The 17,868-nt window shown below is 69.9% G+C and carries 12 protein-coding genes and 2 pseudogenes; 9 read left to right on the forward strand and 5 right to left on the reverse strand.

Translation table 11 applies throughout. The annotated features are described in order from the left end of the window. Positions 1 to 169: 169 nt before the first annotated feature. The 3 genes and pseudogenes from ACIGDI_RS27685 to ACIGDI_RS27695 form a co-directional block, all read right to left on the reverse strand. Positions 170 to 3,121 (reverse strand): hypothetical protein, encoded by a 2,952-nt coding sequence (locus ACIGDI_RS27685; protein ID WP_399901856.1) that lies wholly within the window; start codon positions 3,119 to 3,121, stop codon positions 170 to 172. Between the two features lie 254 nt (positions 3,122 to 3,375). Beyond that, positions 3,376 to 3,648 (reverse strand): annotated as a pseudogene (locus tag ACIGDI_RS27690) (RICIN domain-containing protein); the annotation flags it as partial. Positions 3,649 to 3,862: 214 nt separating this feature from the next. Beyond that, entirely contained in the window at positions 3,863 to 4,396 is a 534-nt protein-coding gene (locus ACIGDI_RS27695; protein ID WP_399901859.1) for a YbhB/YbcL family Raf kinase inhibitor-like protein, read from the reverse strand. 97 nt (positions 4,397 to 4,493) lie between these two features. Here ACIGDI_RS27695 and ACIGDI_RS27700 point away from each other — a divergent pair, with 97 nt between their 5' ends. After that, the gene (locus ACIGDI_RS27700; protein WP_399901862.1) at positions 4,494 to 5,186 is read left to right on the forward strand and encodes a GntR family transcriptional regulator; all 693 of its coding nucleotides are present in this window, start codon (positions 4,494 to 4,496) and stop codon (positions 5,184 to 5,186) included. Positions 5,187 to 5,293: 107 nt separating this feature from the next. On the opposite strand, the gene ACIGDI_RS27705 is transcribed toward ACIGDI_RS27700, so the two are convergent. Further along, entirely contained in the window at positions 5,294 to 5,707 is a 414-nt protein-coding gene (locus ACIGDI_RS27705) for a hypothetical protein (RefSeq protein WP_399901864.1), read from the reverse strand. Between the two features lie 647 nt (positions 5,708 to 6,354). Beyond that, positions 6,355 to 6,950: pseudogene (locus ACIGDI_RS27710) on the reverse strand (IS5/IS1182 family transposase); the annotation flags it as partial. 317 nt (positions 6,951 to 7,267) lie between these two features. Between ACIGDI_RS27710 and ACIGDI_RS27715 the strand changes: the two are divergent. From ACIGDI_RS27715 to ACIGDI_RS27750, 8 genes are all read left to right on the forward strand, one after another. Continuing rightward, on the forward strand, positions 7,268 to 8,341 hold the full coding sequence (locus ACIGDI_RS27715) for an LLM class flavin-dependent oxidoreductase (protein ID WP_399901867.1): 1,074 nt from the start codon (positions 7,268 to 7,270) through the stop codon (positions 8,339 to 8,341). A gap of 67 nt (positions 8,342 to 8,408) precedes the next feature. Further along, on the forward strand, positions 8,409 to 8,576 hold the full coding sequence (locus ACIGDI_RS27720; protein ID WP_107067791.1) for a thiomuracin/GE37468 family thiazolyl RiPP peptide: 168 nt from the start codon (positions 8,409 to 8,411) through the stop codon (positions 8,574 to 8,576). 65 nt (positions 8,577 to 8,641) lie between these two features. After that, a complete protein-coding gene (locus ACIGDI_RS27725) occupies positions 8,642 to 8,809 on the forward strand; it encodes a thiomuracin/GE37468 family thiazolyl RiPP peptide (RefSeq protein WP_159027190.1) in 168 nt (55 codons plus the stop codon). A gap of 121 nt (positions 8,810 to 8,930) precedes the next feature. Then, positions 8,931 to 10,925 carry a hypothetical protein gene (locus ACIGDI_RS27730; protein WP_399901871.1) on the forward strand — a complete coding sequence of 665 codons (1,995 nt, stop codon included), beginning with the start codon at positions 8,931 to 8,933 and terminating at the stop codon, positions 10,923 to 10,925. Further along, a complete protein-coding gene (locus ACIGDI_RS27735) occupies positions 10,918 to 12,570 on the forward strand; it encodes a TOMM precursor leader peptide-binding protein (protein WP_399901873.1) in 1,653 nt (550 codons plus the stop codon). The genes ACIGDI_RS27730 and ACIGDI_RS27735 overlap by 8 nt, the downstream gene beginning before the upstream one ends. Beyond that, positions 12,567 to 14,141, forward strand: a complete 1,575-nt coding sequence (locus ACIGDI_RS27740; protein WP_399901876.1) for a SagB family peptide dehydrogenase — start codon at positions 12,567 to 12,569, stop codon at positions 14,139 to 14,141. Before ACIGDI_RS27735 ends, ACIGDI_RS27740 begins: the two co-directional genes overlap by 4 nt. Further along, entirely contained in the window at positions 14,141 to 16,792 is a 2,652-nt protein-coding gene (locus tag ACIGDI_RS27745; protein WP_399901879.1) for a lantibiotic dehydratase, read from the forward strand. Before ACIGDI_RS27740 ends, ACIGDI_RS27745 begins: the two co-directional genes overlap by 1 nt. After that, the gene (locus ACIGDI_RS27750) at positions 16,785 to 17,762 is read left to right on the forward strand and encodes a lantibiotic dehydratase C-terminal domain-containing protein (protein WP_399901882.1); all 978 of its coding nucleotides are present in this window, start codon (positions 16,785 to 16,787) and stop codon (positions 17,760 to 17,762) included. Before ACIGDI_RS27745 ends, ACIGDI_RS27750 begins: the two co-directional genes overlap by 8 nt. Positions 17,763 to 17,868 lie beyond the last annotated feature (106 nt).

Here is a 17,868-nt window from a genome sequence, read left to right on the forward strand (position 1 = left end):
AGCCGCCACTGGTGCGAGGCTGCTGTGGATTCAGTCGCGGATGCGTTTGCGTGGCGGCTCCCGTCCTGCGGAAGCCGCCACGCCTCGTTTGTGGCTGCAGTTGGCCAACGTATGTTCGGATTCGACCTACGGAGTGCTGAGGGGGCCGCAGCCTGACCGCCGGTCGACCTCAGTCGTCCGATGGGCAGATGAAGTTCCCGGACGGTCCCCACCGAGTGACAGGGGCCGCCTTCGCTTCGACGGCCCCGCAGGTCAGGTCGTTGATCGTGGTGCCGTCGCTTGTGATCTCCTGGATGTCGACCTCTTTGTTCACCGGGTACTTGCGACCCTTGCCGAAGGTCATGATCCCCGACTCGCCCACGAAGTCGGTGAGTCCGGTCGTCTGGAGATACGTGACGACTGCGCTCGGGGTGAACTGCGGGTCCGTGTCCATGATGTCGTTCATCACCAGGAAATAGACCTTGACCGCGTCGTAGCCTCCGGCGGCGTCGCTGTCGGCAGAGACTCCGTACTCCTTCTTGAAGCCCGCGGCGAAGGGGCCCTTGCCCTCGGGCAGGCCGGACTGGTTGTAGAAGAGATGGAGGGAGCCGTACAGCTGCGCCATCAGCTCTGGGTGCTGGATGAGATGGGGAGCGGGGCTTTCCGCCAGTACGGCGATCTGACCTTGGTGCGTGTGGCACTGCTTGTCGTTCTGCAGGTAGTAGAACAGGTCGTACATGACGCTGGACCGGCCTGCGTAGAGGATGAATCCGTCGGTCCTGCGGATGAGCGCGCAGACACTGGCTGCCACGGAGGGCGTCTGAGTTTGCTTGCTCGCTTCGCCGTACGGCACCGGGTAGACCGGCCCCGCCGAACCGTAGGCGTGAGTGAACCGGTCCTTCAGGTCGACGCTGAAGTAGGTGTCCTTCGGGTCGAAGACCAGGACGGCGGCGGGCGCCGTATGCCCGGCGGTGACCTTGGCCAAGGCCGCCAGCCGGGGCGAGCGTCGGGCGAAGGACGCCATGACGCGGGCCACCCGCTCATCCGGGGCGGAGAGCTGGGAGTACGACACCGGTGAGTCCTTGACCATGCGCTGGCCCGAGACGCCGGTGCCGAGGACCGGGACGCCTTGGGCGTCGAGTTCGACGGCCGCCTGGAGGGACTCCGGGCGGCTCTGCGCGAGGCCGATGACACCGGCGATGTGGTCGCGGTGGACTCGGTTGATGATCATGCGAGCGACGTCCACACGGCTGTCGTTCTTCAGGTTCAGCCCGCCGTGCGACCCGAACCTGAAGTACTCCCCGGCGTTGGCGATGAGCAGCCGGATCGGCATCTGAGTGTTGAGATGGAGGTCGTTGACCTGCTTCTGGGCGAGCAGCGCGCCCCGAAGCATCTGGAAACCGGTGGGCACGGTCCGGCGTGACTCGGAGCCGACGCTGAGCGGGGCGAAGAAGACCAGCGTGCGATATGGCTCGCTCCGGTCGACCTTCGCGTTCTGCCGGCCCAACCGGTCTTCGAGGGAGCGCAGTTCGTGCGCGTACAAGCCGTGGGCGAGGTCGCACCGGTCGCTGCCGTCGGTGAGTCCCACGCGTTCTCCGGTGTCGACGCGGGGACACCAGGTGTCGCTGGACCGGGACACGGGCGTGGGAGTGGGGGCATGGCGTGTCCCTCCGAGCCCGGGCACGTGTACGAGTGCGGTGCCGAGGCCGACCAGCACAGCCAGGGCGACCGTCGTGGCGACGCCGGGACGAAGCCAGTCGCGTCCTCGAGCCTCCCTGGAGCGCACGGGCCGCTGCACAACGGGCCTTTCGGCGTTCGTCCCGTTGTCGGGCACCGGTGACAGCGGCACCGTACAGACGGCTTCGACCGGTTGCCCGCAAGCGCCCGCGGCGAGCAGCGAACCCACTGCCCGGGCTGTGGCGCTCTGGCCGCCTGGCCGCACGCCCTGGCCCGGGATGCCCGGCCGAGGCAGACCGACGGCGTACGGCGGGATGTCGGCCGTGGCGGCGCCCAGGACGAACAACGGGCAGATCGCGGTCTCCTCGGCCACCGCGGAGAAGGAGTTGAGGAGCCTGCGGCTGGGGGAGTCCTCGCCGCCGACCGTCGGCAGCAGCAGGACGAAGGGCCATCGCCGCCGTGGCCCTCGCACACTCCACACCGGCGGGCGCGCCGCTCGAGCCAGGTCGCGGATGAGAGCGGTCAGCAGGATCTGCCGGACCACGGCCTCGTCACGGGCCGCCACGGCGGAGGCCGCCGACCTGGCGGTGGCCGCCGCTGCCCCCGGATCAGCCGGCGTTCCCTCATCGGCCCGGCCCTGGGCCCGGGACCGCACATGCGCGTCCCGCAACGACATTGAGGCGTTGAGGAAGCTGCGCCCCGGCTCGTCCAGCATCCCGCCGACCCAGCGGAAGCGGCGGCCGCGGTCGATCCGGCGGCCGTACAGCCACCGCCACAGCCACGCCAGCGGGGTGGTGATCACCTTGGTGATCGCCGACCAGCGCTTGGCGCCCAGTTCGTTGCCGAGGGCGCTGACCTCGGCGGCGAAGCCGAACTTCCAAGCGCACTTGTCGTAAACGTGGTCCCGCAGCGCCCGCCGCTCCTCCGTCACGTCTCCCGCAGCGATGCCGGCGCGCAGGACCGCCAGGCAGACGTCGAACTCGGGGAGACGCAAGGTGCCGGAACCGTCCGGCATGGTGGCGCGGAGCTGTCTCGCCACCCGGTCCAGCAGCCGTACATGCGGGCCGTCCGGCTCGTCGGCGTTCTCCCCGGATGGTTCGCAGGTGAGCAGATCCTCGTCGACGATCGCGTGCGGAGCGAGGCTGGCCAAGTGTCCGGTTTCACCGGAACCAAGGCGTACCAGACGGTGGTGGTAGACGTGCACCAGGGCCGAGAGCGCCGGGTCCGGCTCGCCCCGTCCGGCGTCGCCTGCCGCGACGCCGACCCTGGTGTCGCCCTCCGGGGTCGCGCCGGCCGCCCGCTCGCGAGTGAACAACAGCGCGGGCAGTCGGTGTCTCGCCCTGCGATGCCTGGTCGGGACCCCCGTTCGTCGGTCGGCGACATAACGGTCGACGACGCGGACGATGTCCTCAAAGCCGCTGGGCAGGACGAGATCGCTCTCGCTCGTCCGATGGGGCAGGGGCACGCTGGACCTCCCGGATCCTGAGAAACAGGAGGTGAGCCTAGGGTGAACTCCGGGTGATTCCGGATGCTTTGCCGTTAATAGTCGCCCATTGAATGATTAGGGCTGCTTGCCGCTCGCTTCGGACAGACGCGAACGATCCGCACAGGTCTGCGTACAGGAGAAACACGTCGTCGTGCATCGACTGACGAAGCTGGAAGGCCGTATTGGCAAGCGCTGCTCCACCTAGCGGACCACCGTCAGGCCGCCGTCCGCGGTCAGGACGCGATGATCTGCCACTGCTCCTGCGGAGCCGCGTTGTACGTCCACTGGTCGACGTCGGCACCGTCGTCCTGGGAGCCGCCGCCGACGTTCAGCGCGAGGCCGCTGAAGCGGTTGACGAGCAGGTGGTAGCCGCCGGTTGGTGTCACCGCCCAGTGCTGCTGCGGGGCATTCGCGTCCACCCAGATGCCGACGTCCCCTCCGTCGGAGCGCGACAGCCCGGCAACCTCGAGGAGCTTGCCGCTGCCCACACCGCGGATCTTGAAGTAGTGCCAGGTACGCCGACCCACGGTCGGTCACGCCGAGCTCGGCCGCCTCCTCGGCGGTCTCCGGGGCGAGATAGATGAACAGGTGGGCGGCGCTGACGGCACGGCTGACGGCGCGGACGACGCTCAGGTCCATCGGGCCGCCGCGGTTCCGGGTGGAGTCGGGACGAGCGTCGAGGTGCATGGCGGTAGTGCCTCCGGGAGTCGGGCGGCGCTGTCAGGCGGGTGTTTCGGCAGTGGCGATCAACACCGCGCGTCCGAGCGTGTGACCGGCCATGGTGAAGCCGAGGAAGGCCGGTGTGGCGTCGGCCGGGACGCCTGTCGAGGGGATGTCGAGGGCGTGCACTACGACGAAGTAGCGGTGCGGGCCGTGACCGGCCGGCGGGGCGGCGCCTGTGTAGCGGGCCACGCGGGCGTCGTTGGGCAACTGGTAGGCACCCTTGGGCAGATGTGAGCCGGTGTCGTCGCCGGCGCCCTCGGGCAGCTCGGTGACCGTGGCGGGGATGTCAGCGACCGCCCAGTGCCAGAACCCGGACCCGGTGGGAGCGTCAGGGTCGTAGACGGTGACGGCATAACTCTTGGTGCCCTCCGGAGCGCCGCTCCAGGACAGTTGCGGCGAGGTGTCCTTCCCGCCGGACAGGCCGGAGGAGCGCTGCTCGGCCGGCCATGCGGCGCCGTCGTTGACGGTGGTGCTGGTGACCGTGAACGAGGCCGCCTGGGGGAGGCGGGCGAAGGGGTCGTTGGCAGGCACAGGGGTCGTTCCTTTCCGGATGTGGGTGTCCTCACCCTTACGGAATCGACAGTAACACGAATAATCGATTATCTGGCGGATCATCTAGGATGAGCTCATGACTCAGACGGCGCACTCCTCGCCCTCGCCGGGGAAGCAGATGCTTTCCGAGCAGGTCTACGCACACCTGCGGGACGCGATCATGCGCGGGCACTACACGCCCGGTGCCCCCCTCAAGCCGCAGGATCTCGCCAGGGAGCAGGGCGTGAGCCTGGCTGTGGTGCGCGAGGCGCTCGTGCGGCTGGTCGGCGAGGGGCTCGCCGACCGGCTGCCCAACCGCGGTTTCGCGGTGCCGTCCTTCTCCGATCGCCGCTGGCAGGAGATCGCGGAAGCCCGTCGGACCGTCGAACCGGTCGTCCTGCGCATGTCCATCGAGCGCGGCGACGTCGACTGGGAGGCCCGCGTGCGGGCCGCCCACCATCGTCTGGTGCGCACTCCGGCGTACGTGCCGGAGGAGGGCGAGTACTACAGCGGAGCCTGGGCCGAGGCTCATCGGGCCTTCCATCGCACGTTGTTGGAGGGGTGCGGCAACCGCGAGCTGCTGGAGGCCTTCGACCGGCTGTGGACCGCCAGTGAACTGGCCCGCCGTTGGTCGGCGCACCGCAACCCCGGCCGGGACGGCGCCAAGGAACACCGCATGCTGGAGGAGTCGGTGCTGGCCCGCGACGCCGACACCGCAGCCGCGGTCCTGGTCCAGCACCTCACGCTGACCGCGGCTGCACTGACCGACGATTCAGGTCAAGCCACCTAGGCTTACGTCACAACGGCAAGGATTCGCTGGGAGCGTGTCAGGGGGCTCGACGCGTGCTACTTGAACGGCGTCGCCATCGGAGCCCGCGGGCCGCGCCTCGCTTCCGGTCAGCTCAACCGGGCCCCGGCGGCGGCGAGTCGGGCGTACCAGTCACGCATCCGTGCCGCCGCGCCACCGTTGAGCAACTGGTCCACGGCACCGCCGGCCGCGGTCGGGCTCGGCGATCCGGATCCGGTGTCCTCCAGTGCCCGATGCTGGTCGGCGCTCGGCGCGGGGGACAGGGAGGCGCCCCGCCCGACGAGGGCGTAGCGCCGTCCCTCGACGGTCAGCACGAGGGTGCCGAACCGGGTGAGGCGGCCGGTAACCGCGCGTGGGTCGGCCCGCAGAACGGTGCGGAGGGAGCGATCCCGCACCTGCAGGTCATCGGGGCGCAGGATTACCAGGACGGGCTCGCAGCGGGCGCCGTTCCACACGCTGCGGCGCCAGTGGACGATCCCCGAGTGCCCGGTGTCTGTGCTCATGTCACAGATGATGGCATGGACACGATGCGTACCGTCGCGGTCGAGGCCGAGCGCGAGTTCCGCGGTCGAATGGCCCGGAGGGACCAGGGGAGACGGAGCGTACCTGGGTGCGCGGTCGCGGGCGGCCCGCTCGTCGACCCGCTCCCTCTTACCTTGTTCTTTGTCTTCCGGCTGCGTCATAGGGCGGAGACGGAAGATTCCAGACGGCGTCTGACCGGCTGACGACCTTTCGGAGTTCGCGGGCACTTCGTGGTGATAGGGCCTGCATCACGGTGTCGAGGAGGGCTCGGGCTTCGAAGGGGTCGCCGCAGCAGTACCAGTGCACGTTGCCCCACTCGTGGTCGTGCCACAGATCCCGCTCGGGCTGGTGGACGTAGTCCCTCCACAGACCCACAGCCGCGCTGACGTCGCCTGGCTGCAAATAGTTGCGGGTGTGCTCAAGACGGATGATCTCGGAGAGAGCACATGAGGACATGCCGTTGATGACTGGTCTTGCACCTGTCGTCCAGTGGCTGCCGGGGGCGCCGGCACGGATCCGTCCCGGCCGCCTACGCGGCATGGACCTTTCGGTTCGTCGTCATGGAGTACATGGTCTCACGGTCTCGAACGACGTCTCGAACTGAGTCGCACACCTCGGAGTTCGAGCGCTACGCGTAGGTCGCTGAGACCAGACGCCTGAGACAGATGAGACTGCAGGCCAGTTCGAGCAGGACTTGGTGGATGTCGGTCTGTCGTTCGTAGCGGATGCCGAGTCGTTTGAACTGGTGGAGCCAGGCCAGCGCGCGCTCGAACTCCCAGCGGACCTTGCCGAGCCCGGAATCGTGAGCGACATCGTGTCGGGCGATCACCAGCTTGATGCCCCGCTTCCAAAGAAGGGGCGGTACTTGCCGAAGTCGTGGCCCCGGTCGGCGTACAGGCGCCGGGGGTTCCTCCGAGAGGCACTCCGTGACGGTCGACGATCAGGTGGTTTTTTGGGCAGGACGGGCGCGATCGACGGGCGAAGGTCCAACTTGTCCTCCTTTGGGCGCCCGGACTTGTGATCCGTCCACAACACAGTCGTCCAGCAGCTCGGCGCGGCGCAGCTCGCTCAAGAGGGCGGCGTAGGAGCAGGCTACCGACCCGGCGGGGACGTCATGCCAGGCGGCTCCTGTCCCCAGCACGTAAATGACGCCGGCGAGGGCCGCTCTGGACGTCTCGGTGGACGGGAATACATGCTTGCCGATCTCCTCGGTGAGCACGGGGGCGACCCGCACCCCGAGGAACCAGTCGGGTGCTGAGTTGCCTGATCTGTTCGTGCCGCCCAGGAAGCTCCGCTGTTGCGTATGTCAGAGCGAACTCTTCTGACCTGGGCTTTTGTTGTCGGCGGGGGTGGCTGCGCGGGCGGTTGGGTGGCTCGTGCGTGAGAACCCTCATCCTCGAAAAGGAACCTTGCCACGGCTCAATTGCCTCGGCGGTCCGGCGTAGCGTCCTCCGTGAGACACCCCGGTGGCGCCGACAGGCCCGGGACCGCGTGGGTGCGCATATCTCACGTCGATCCGATGGGGATCAGGTTGGTAGGGAGTGGTATCGGTGCGCTTCGGGCTTTCCTTTCTTCCTGACTGCACGCCGGAGACGAAATCTCCGCAGGCCTACTTCAGCGACGCGCTGGAGTTGTCGGTCCAAGCCGAGATCGGGGGTCTGGACTCGGTCAAGATGACCGAGCACTATCTGCACTACTACGGCGGGTACTGCCCCAGCCCCCTGGGTTTCCTGTCCGCCGTGGCCGCCCGGACGAAGTCGGTCAGGTTGATCACCGGCTGTGTACTGCCGGTTTTCCATCATCCCATTCAACTGGCCGCGGAAGCCGCCCAGGTGGACGCGATCAGCGGTGGCCGGCTGGATGTGGGATTCGCCCGGGCCTATCTGCCGGACGAGTTCGACGCGCTCGGTCTGGAAATGGACGAGAGCACCGACCGCTTCCGTGAGTCGATTCGCGCGGTGCAGCGTATCTGGACCGAGGAAAAGGTCAGCGAGCAGACGCCGTTCTTCTCCTACCGTGACGTGACGGGACTGCCGCGGCCCACCCAGCGGCCGCATCCGCCGATGTGGGGCGCCGCGGTGCGCACGCCGGAGAGCTTCACCTGGCTGGGCACGGAAGGGCTGGGACTGCTGATCACCCCGCTGATCTCGCCCCACGAGTTCCGTGATCACCTCACCCTCTACCGCGACGCGTTCCAGGCCGCGCACGCCGACTCCGGGCTGCGGCCCCGGGTCGCGGCCAGCCTGCCACTCGTGGTCGCGGACACGGACGAACGTGCCGCGGAGATCGCCGAGACCTATCTGCGCCGCTACCTGGACGTGTGGGCGGAGGCCGTGAGCCCGTGGGACAAGCGGGAGTCCTCGGCCTACCGCGGCTACTCCGGCTTCGGCTGGATGCTGCGCGGTCTGCGGCCGGCCAAGCTCTACACCGAGGGCGGCGCGATCGTCGGATCTCCGGCCACCGTCGTCGAGCGCATCCGCGCCTTCAACGACCACATAGGCGGCGTCGATCAGATCCTGTGGCAGATCGATTTCGGCGCGATGCCGCTCCCCGAGGCTCGGCGGACCTTGGAGCTTTTCTGCGACAAGGTGCTGCCCGAGGTGAAAAAGCTGTGACATGAAAAGCGGCTGTTGCAGCGATTTCACTTGTCCAACAAGCGCAGTGCAAAGGGAGGTGTAAGACATGGAGGAATTCGACGAGTTGGTGCTGGATGACAGTGCCTTCGAGTTGGTGGACCTGGGCAAGGTGGTGCCGGCCTCGGTGACGGCCGGTTACGGCCTCACGGAGCTGTCCGCTTCCGGCGGTGCGAGCAGCTGTTGCTGCTGCTGCCCGTGCTGCTCCTGCACCTGATCCGGCGATCGGTTCCGGTGCGGACTTTCGGTTGTCGATGCGGAGCGGGAAAGGGGGTGTAAGACGTGGAGGAATTCGACGAGTTGGTGCTGGATGACAGTGCCTTCGAGTTGGTGGACCTGGGCAAGGTGGTGCCGGCCTCGGTGACGGCCGGTTACGGCCTCACGGAGCTGTCCGCTTCCGGCGGCCAGAGCAGCTGCTGTTGCTGCTGCCCGTGCTGCTCCTGCACCTGATCCGGGTGCTGAACCTTCCGGCACATGTGCTCTAGCCGGTGCGTGCAAGTGAACGGGGACCGGGTGGCTCTCGGTCCTCCTGCTGACCAGTCATCAACGAGTTCATGAAGAAGCGGTGGTCATGGAAGTAGATGTCGAACGGGTGCGGCCGCGACTGCGCGGGGACGTCTACGTCATGCGCGTCCAGGAGGGCGCGTACATCCGCAGCAACCTCGGCGGGTCGATGCTCAAGGGCGCGTCGACGTACGAGTGGATCCAGCGGATCGCGCCGATGCTGGACGGCACCAGGACCCTCGGCGAACTGTGCGCGGCTGTGCCCGAGTCCAGCCGTGCCGCCCTGGCCAAGCTGATCCTGCTCCTGCACGGGAAGGGGTATGTCAAGAACGTGCTGGACGACCGTCCGCACACCCTGACTCCCGACCTGGCCAAGACCTACGCGGCCAACATAGCCTTCGTCGAGTACTTCACCGACTCGCCGGAACTGCGTTTCGAGCGCTACCGGGACAGCACTGTCGTACTGGCAGGGTCCGGACCGCTGTTGCAGGCCCTGGCCAACTCGCAGTTGCGTGCCGGGGTGCGCACGCCCGTGCTCGCGCCGTTCGCCGAATCGCCGTTCGACCGCGACCGCGTCGCCGAGCACCTCGCCGTGGCCCAGGCGCGGGACCCGGAGCAGCGGATCGCCTACCGGGACGTCGATGGCGGGCACCTCGACCAAGTGGCGGCCGGCGCCGCCATGGTGCTGCACGTCGCCGATCGCCCTATGACGCAACGCGCCCAGCTGCTGAGCGCCGCGGCCGGTGCCGTGGGTGCCGCGTCCGCGCAGGTGATCGTGGTGGGTGACGAGGCCTGGATCGGACCGGTGATCGGCAAGGACGGCGACACCACGGCCTGGGAATCGGCCTGGCGCCGGCTGTGCGCGCTGGCACCCGACACCGTCGGCGCGGATCTGTGCGACCACCCGGAGGCGGCGCCGAGCGATTTCCTGCGCGGTCCCACGGTCGCGCTGGTCGCCAACCACCTTTGTTTCGCCGCGTTCCGGCACCTGACCGGCATCGACGTGGGCACGGGTGCCGATCAGCTGATCCGGTTCGACCTGGAGACACTCGAAACCTCGAACCACGCCTTCCTGCCGCATCCGCTGGCGCTGCCCGCCGTTCCCGACGACCCGGCCCGGCTGGCCGCACTGGCCGCCGCGGCGCCCGTCGACGACGAGGAGCTGGCCCGGCGGGCGGTGGACTGTGTCGACCCGCGGACCGGGGTGTTCGCCGAGATCACCGAGCGTGACTACGAGCAACTGCCTTTGTTCGTCAGCGAGGTCATGGTGTCCGACCCGGTCGGCCTGGTCGGCGGGCCGTTCCCCGTGTACGGCTGGGGGGAGAGCGTCGTCGAGTCGCGCCGGCGTGCGGTCCGGCACGCGCTGGAGCGTTACGCGGCCGTCATGGCCGACCCCCGCAGGGGCGACCGGCTGCACGGCCTGGACGTGCTGACCGGTGAACCTGTTGCGGTCGACGCGACGGCTGTCTTTCCGGCGGGGATCGCACCGAGGGCCGCCTCCGGGAGCGACTGGCCCGAGGCCGTGCGCGCCGCGGTGGTCGCGGCGGCAGGCGACAACGTCGTAGCGGCGCTGTCGTCCGCGGCCGAACCGTTCCGCAGGCTGGACATGGACGCCGCCGAGCTGACCTCGCGCGGAGCGCGCTACCTGAAGCTGCTGGAGATCGTCGGGCAGCCGTTCGAGGTCTACGATCTGTCCGGTCCTCTCGGGCTGCCGACGTTCGCGTTCACCACGCCGAAGGGCACGGTCGCCTACGTGAGCGACCTGGAGCCCGGCGCCGCGCTGGAGAGGGGACTGGAGCGGACGCTGCTCGCCTACCAATCCCAGGCCGCGGCCCAGCCCGGCTACGCGCCGCCGCCGGTGCCCGACCTGCCCGCGAAGCTGCGCGGTGACCTCGGAGGCACCGACGGAAACGGGACGCTGCCGGATTCCGTGAGCCTCGGAGAGGCCGTGAAGGCTCTGACGAGCGAGGGCGGCCGCGTGGTCGCCGTACCGCTCGACCACGATCCCTTCCTGGCCCGGATGTGTCCGTTCGTGGTGCGAGCCGTGGTTGTCCATGGCTGATCGGCCGCAGGTGCTCGTCGAACCTCATCAGGTGGTCGTCGGGCCGTGGGCGCCGGGCTGCCCGGAGTGCCTGAGGACGCGGCGCGCCGCGGCCGCGGCCGCCGAGCGTGCCGCCGAGATGGCCGCCGCGGTGCCGGACCGGGAGTTGCCGACCTTCATCGCGGACACCGTCGCCGGACTGGCCTCGGCCGGGTCCGAGGAGCGGCGGTACTGGATCGTCGACATGGCCACCCTCACGGTGACCCGGCACGCCTTCCTCAACGACCCGCACTGTCCGCGCTGTTCGGCCCTGCCCGTCGACACCGAGCAGGGCGCGAAGCCGCCCAGGCGGGCGCGGCCCAAGCTGTCTCCCGAGTCCAGCCGCGTCCGCGCGCTGGACCGGGACGCACTCGCCGCGCTGTACGTCGACGCACAGAGCGGTCTGATTCCGTCGGTCACCTCCTACACGCAGCACTCGTTCCCGTTCACCGAAGCCGTCCTGGCGGTACCGGGCGTCTCCAGGGAAGCGGCGGGCTACGGGCGTACCCGGGACTTCGACTCGGCGTGGTCCGTCGCGGTGGCGGAATCGCTGGAACGCCTCGCCGCGTACGCGCCGGCCAAGCGGACCGCGGTCACGGCCGGCTACGCCGATGTGGCCGACGCCGCGGTCGACCCCCGCTCGCTCGGCCTGTATCCCGCCGACCGGTTCTCGACCGAGGGTTTTCCGTACCGGGAGTTCACCGAGGACGCGGTCACGAACTGGGTGTGGGGCTACTCGTTCGGCCGGGACCGGCCGGTGCTGGTGCCGGAGAGCTTCGTCTATTACCGGTTGCCGATATCCTCCGGCGGCGGCCACGGGTTCGCGTGCGAGATCTCCAGCGGCTGCGCGCTCGGGGGCTGTTACGAGGAGGCGGTGCTGCACGGCGTCCTCGAAGTCGCCGAGCGCGACGCGTTCCTGATGGCCTGGTACGGGCGGACACCGCTGCCCGAGATCGACCTGGCCACCGTGCCCGACCGCCGGATCCCGCTCGTCGCCGAGCGCATCGAGCGGCAGGGGTACCGAGTCCACGTCTTCGACACCACCCAGGACCACGGGATCCCGTCGTTCTGGACGTTCGCCGAGGACCTCACCGGCACCGGCCGGCCCAGGGCCGTGTCGACCGGCGGCAGCGGCCTGCACCCCGCCGAGGCGATCCTCGCCGCGCTGCACGAACTGAGCCAGACCGTCGAGTACGTCAGCGTCCTCGCGCTCGACCCGGGCTGGCGCGACCGCGCCCAGCACCTGGCCGACCATCCGGACGACGTCGTGTCGATGGCGGACCATCTGCTCTGCGCGGCCAACCCGGCCACCTTCGACCGGTACTCCTTTCTGCTCGACGCCCCGCAGAAGGTGGGCTGGCGGCAGGCACTCGAACATTGGCGGTGGCCGCGCCACACCGACATCGGCGCGGATCTCGACGAGGCCGTACGGCGGTTCGCCGCGGCCGGCATGGACGTCGTCGCCGTCGACACGACCTCCACGGATCAGACAGCGGGAGGCTTCAGATGCGTCAAGGTGATAGCACCGGGCTCGGTGCCGATGACCTTCGGACACGCGGCCCGGCGGGTGACCGGACTGCCCCGGCTCCCCGAGGTGCGCAACCCGCACCCGCATCCGTTTCCGTGACCGAGCGTCAGGACAGCGCGGGCCGGGAGTTCTGGCGGATCACCCTGGAGGATCTCGCCGTCGCGATGGCGACCCGGCAGTCGGAGTACGGCAACCCGGACGAGCCGTTGAAGTTCAAGATCTACCGGGGCCTGCCCCGCCGGCCGCTGACGACCAGGGTGCCCAGGAAGCTGACGAAGGTCACGGCGCTCGACGAAACGGCGTTGTCCACGCTGCTGCACTACGGCTACGGCATCTCCCGGCAGGAGTTCGACACCGACGGGACCTGGCCCTACCACCGGATGGTCGCCTCCGCGCGCTGCCTGTTCGGCGTCCAGCTGTATGTGTGCCTGGCCGACGGCGTCTACCACTACGACGCCCCCCACCACGCGCTGGTGCTGCTGCGCGACGGTGATCACCGGCAGCTGCCGGCCAGGGCGGCCGGAATCGAGGGCGCGCCGCCGGAGGCGGTGTTCGTGCTCTCCGGGCTGTTCGCCAAGACCGCGTACATCTACCGCGACTACGCCTATCGGCTGTGCACCCAGGAGGCCGGTCTGCTGACCGGGAACATCGACCTGGTCGCGCGGGCCATGGGGCTGCGGGCCCATGTGCACCACCAGTTCATCGACGAGCCGGTCCACAAACTGCTCGGCCTCGACAGCGACGAGGAACCGGCGCTGGTGGTGCTGCCCCTCCACTTCGCCGGTGCCGGTCCCGGTATCCGGCGCACCGGGGTCGCCCGGACCGCCGCCGCGCTGGCCGCGACCATCGACCCGATCGAGCCGGATGTGGTCCCCAGCGGACTGACGGTCGCGCAGGCCTGTCCGACCCTGACGGACGTCAACCGCGCGTCCCTGCGCACGGACACCGCGACCTTCGCGACGGCCGTACCGCAGGCGCCCGGCCGGACCGGAGAGGCCGGCGCACCCGGCGCCGTACCGCTGTCCCTGCCCCCGGCCGACGTCCCGGACCTCGACCTGGCCGACGTGCTGCGGGCGCGGGACTCGGGTCCCGGTGTCTTCCGGCCGGTCGCCTCGCGGGTCGACGGCGTCGAACTGTGGACTCGACTGACCCGGGTCCGCACGGATGTCACCAGTGACGCCGTGCCGCCAGGCGCGCCCGTCCCCCTGGGGATCTACCTGACCGTCGGTGACCTCACCGGTATACCGGCGGGCTGCTACCGCCTCGACCCGGACACCGGCGCGCTGCACCCGGCCGGCCCCGTGGACAGCGGCACCGGAACCGACGCCATCACGGCGATCGAGCGCGTCACCATCCCCGGACCGGTCTTCCAGCACATGAACGCCGTCGTCCATCTCGTCGGCGACCGCGACTGGGCGTTCGACACCTTCGGCGACCGCGGCTACCGCGTGATCAGCCAGGAGGCCGGGTTGCTCGCGCACCGCGTGTGCGTGGCGGCCGCGGCCCAGGGCATGTCCGGTCGGATCGTCAACGCCTACCACGCCGACGGGGTGCGCCAGGCCCTCGGGCTGACCGAGCGTCGCCACACCCCGGTCTTCCAGATCCTGCTGGCCAGGACGGGACCGGGCGGGCGCGTGATCGTCCCCGTCGAGCCCGAGGCGGTGAACTGATGGACACCTTGCGGGAAGCCCGCCCGGACGCGGCGGGGTATGTGCTCGGCCCGGCCGCCGTGGTCCGGCTCGCCGGCAGTGCGGTAGCAGTGCTGGACGGGTTGCGATGCGCGCGGAGCTGGCACACCGCCCAGGAACTGGTGCGGCTGCGCGCCGAGATCGCCGACGCGACCGGCGTGCTGTCGGACCTGCTGCACACGGCGATCGGCGCCGCGAGCGACGGGGAGCTGAAGGCCCGACTCGTCGCGGTGCGCAGAGCCGTGCACCGCGGTCGCCGTGTCGATCCCACCCGGTTGGCCGACGTATCGGCCGACATACTCCCTCTGCTTCGGGAGTGGGCGGCGCGGGTCGCCGAACGCGACCGTCTGCTCACGGCACTGCCCGGCCGGCTCGAAGAGGACTGGGCCGCGAGTTACGAGTCGCTGCGCGAAGCGGCCCGGGAGCCCGCGTTCCAGCTGGGCCTGGTACACGCCAACCCGGACATGTTCATGGCCCTGCGCAAGTGGTTCGGCGCCGCACGCGCGCCGCAGCGCCAGAGCGTGCTGCGTCTCGCGCAGTACCTCGCCCGGTCGGCGGCGAAGACCAGTCCGTACTCCACGTTCACCAGCAGCGGCCTGGCGGCCTGGGGCCGGGCCGACGACATCGTGGCGTTGTCCGGGGGGCGGCCGCCGGTGGTGACGGCGACCGAGATCAGCGTCGGGTCGCTGCACCGGATCGCGCGCGCCCTGTGCGAACGCCCGGAGTTCGAGGGCGGCTGCCGGGTGCGGATCAACCCCAGTGCCACGGTCGTCGACGGCGCGCTGGTGTTCCTGGGCCGCCGTCCCGTCGAGTCCGTGCACACCCTCGCGCTCACCCCGATCCTGCGCCGGGTGAGGGAACTGACGACGCACGAGAGCACGTTGGACGACCTGCGGGGGAAGCTGCGGGCCCTGTCGAGCGACGGGCAGCGGGTCGACGTGTTCCTGCGTCGGCTGGTGGCGCTGGGCCTGCTGGAGCTGGTCCCGCCGCTCGCCGACCAGACCCCGGACCCGGTCGCCGACCTGCGCGCCTGGCTGCACGAGCACCGGCGGCCCGGTCTGGAACGGCTGGACCGGACCCTGCACGGGGTGCACGAGGCTCTGTCGACCTATCCGACGATCACCGCGCCCGCCGACCGGGTCGCCGTCCGCGACGCCGTGATCCGCGGTCTGGACACGGCACTGCGCGAGGTGGGCGACCACGCCCACGCGGACCACCCGAAACGGGCCCAGGAGTTCGCCCGGTACAGCTTCTACGAGAACGCGGTCCACCCCGGTACGACGGCCGTGCTGGACCGGGACAGCTGGCACCCGTTGCTGGACGACCTCGACGCGGTGCGCACGCTCCTCGGCCTGATCGGGCCCGACCTGCCCTTCAAGCTGACGCTCGGTTCGCTGTTCCAGAGCCGGTATGCGGAAGGCGCCGAGGTGCCGCTGCTGGTCTTCTACCGGGACGTGCTGGCCGAGCAGTCCGCCGGGTCCGGGTCGGATCGGGTGCCGGCGGGGCCGTCCGTCCTGGCACACAGCCGGTTCGCCGGACCGGACAGTCCGGTCGAGGCGGTGCGCGAGCTGTACCGGCTGCGCACCGCGAGCAAGCGGCTGCTGGGCGAGCGCTCACCCGACCGGGATGGTGTGGTCCGGGTCCGGCCCGAGGAGGTGCGCGCACTCGCGGAGAACTGGCCGGACTGGGTTCGCACCCCGACGTCCGTCGCGGTCTACTGCCAGCTCGCCGACGCCGGACACGGTCCGGAGCTGGTGGTCAACAACATCGGCTGCGGCTTCGGCCGCGGCCGCAACCGGGTACGGCAGATCCTGGACGTGCTCGACCTGCGCGCCGACCTGCCTGCCGAACCGGGGCTGGCCGCGAGCCGCGGCGATGTGCTCTTCGCCGAGTTCGAGGCCGTGGCCCGGTCCGCGGTCAACGTCCGCAAACCGGGCGTCCCGCTGGTCGTCGACTATCCCGGGGTGCGCAGTGTGCGCGAGGCCGATGCCCTGCTGCCGGTGAACGACCTGTATGTGCGACGCGACGAGGACGGGCTGCTGTCGCTGGTGTCGCGGCGGCTCGGCAGGCGGATCTGCCCGGTCCACCCGGGCCTGGGCGCCGACCGGCTGCTGCCGCCCGCCGCCCGCTTCATGCTGGAGGCGTTCGGTGAGTCCAACACCTGGTTCGGCGCGCACACCGAACTCAGGATGACGTCGGACCCGCGCGCGGACAACGGCGTACGTCATCTGCCCCGGCTGATGGTCGGCGGGGTGGTGTTGCGGCGCGCGATGTGGATGACTCGCGCCGACCGGCTGCCCCGGCGGGCCGACGTCACGACCGACGCGGCCTGGATGCTGAGGGTGGCCGGCTGGCTGGCCGAACACGGCATCCCCGAGCGGTGCTTCGTCACCGTTCTCGACCCGGCCGCGCTGGGCCGGAGCGAGACCGGCCAGGGGCCGAGCAACGACACCAAACCGAACTACGTGGATTTCGCGAGCATGCTGCTGCTGCTCGGGTTGGAACGCAGGCTCGCCGAGCCGAACGCGATCGTGCAGATCAGCGAGATGGTGCCGGACCCCGGTCACGTCCGCGGCGAGCACGTCGCCGAGTACATCGTGGAACTGAACGAGCCCGGAGTCACCTATGTCTGAGCGCAGCTGGGTCAGCGCCCACCTCTTCTACCACGGCGATCAGGATGCCGCGATCGTCGGCATCGTCAGGCCCGCGGCCGAACGGCTGCGCCGGGCCGGACTCGCCGACGGCTTCTTCTTCCTCCGCTACTGGGAGGGTGGCCCGCACCTGCGACTGCGGGTGCTCACCTCGCCGGACCACGTCCAGGAGGTCCGCACGGCCATCGAGGAAACGGCCGCGGAGTTCTACGGGACGTCGCCGTCGCGGTCGTCGATGTCGGCACAGGACTACGCCGAGTCCGCGCCCGGTCTCGCCAAACTTGAGCAGATGACCGACTACGACCCGGAGTTGCACCCGGACAACTCGGTCGCGTTCATCGACTACGTGCCGGAGACCGAGGTGTTCGGTACCGGCCGCTCGCTGGAGGCGGTGGAGAAGCAGCTCATGGCGGCCAGTGTGCTGGCGGTCGAACTGATCGCCCGCGGGCGTACGCCGGGACAGCGCGCCATGGACGCCTTCGCCGTGCTGGCCGCCAACCGCACCCTGTTCACCGGCATCCTGCCCGAACTCGCCTACCAGGCACGGTTCCTGGTGGAGAGCGGCGGCGGGGCGGCGCGCCTGCTGGAATCGGCGGAGTTCGAGAAGCACTTCGACGCGAACAAGGCCCACCTGCGCACCAGCCTGGAGGCCGTGTGGTCGTCGACGCGGGGCGTGGCGCTGCCGGACGGGTCCGTGGCCGGCAAGTGGCTGACGGCCATGCGAGACCTCAACGACACCCTGGTGGAGCTCGAGTTGCTGGGCGAGCTGGACGCCTATCCCACCTTCGAGGCGCCGGCCGACGTCCTGGAGCACATCAACCACCTGGTACCGCAGCTGATCGTGGAGCGCTGCGCGCATCTGATGTGCAACCGGCTCGGCATCAGCCTGGCGCAGGAGTCCCATCTGCGGCTGCTCCTGACCAGAACCGCGTTCGACCTGTGCGCGGTATGACCTGATGAGCCCTACGAGTCCCACGAGCGCCGTGAGCGCCACGGCCCCGGCGAATCCCACGGCCCCGGCGAATCCCACGGCCCCTGCTAGTCCTGCAGCGACTGCG

Source organism: Streptomyces sp. NPDC085900 (assembly GCF_044540925.1).
Lineage (GTDB): Bacteria > Actinomycetota > Actinomycetes > Streptomycetales > Streptomycetaceae > Streptomyces > Streptomyces gilvifuscus.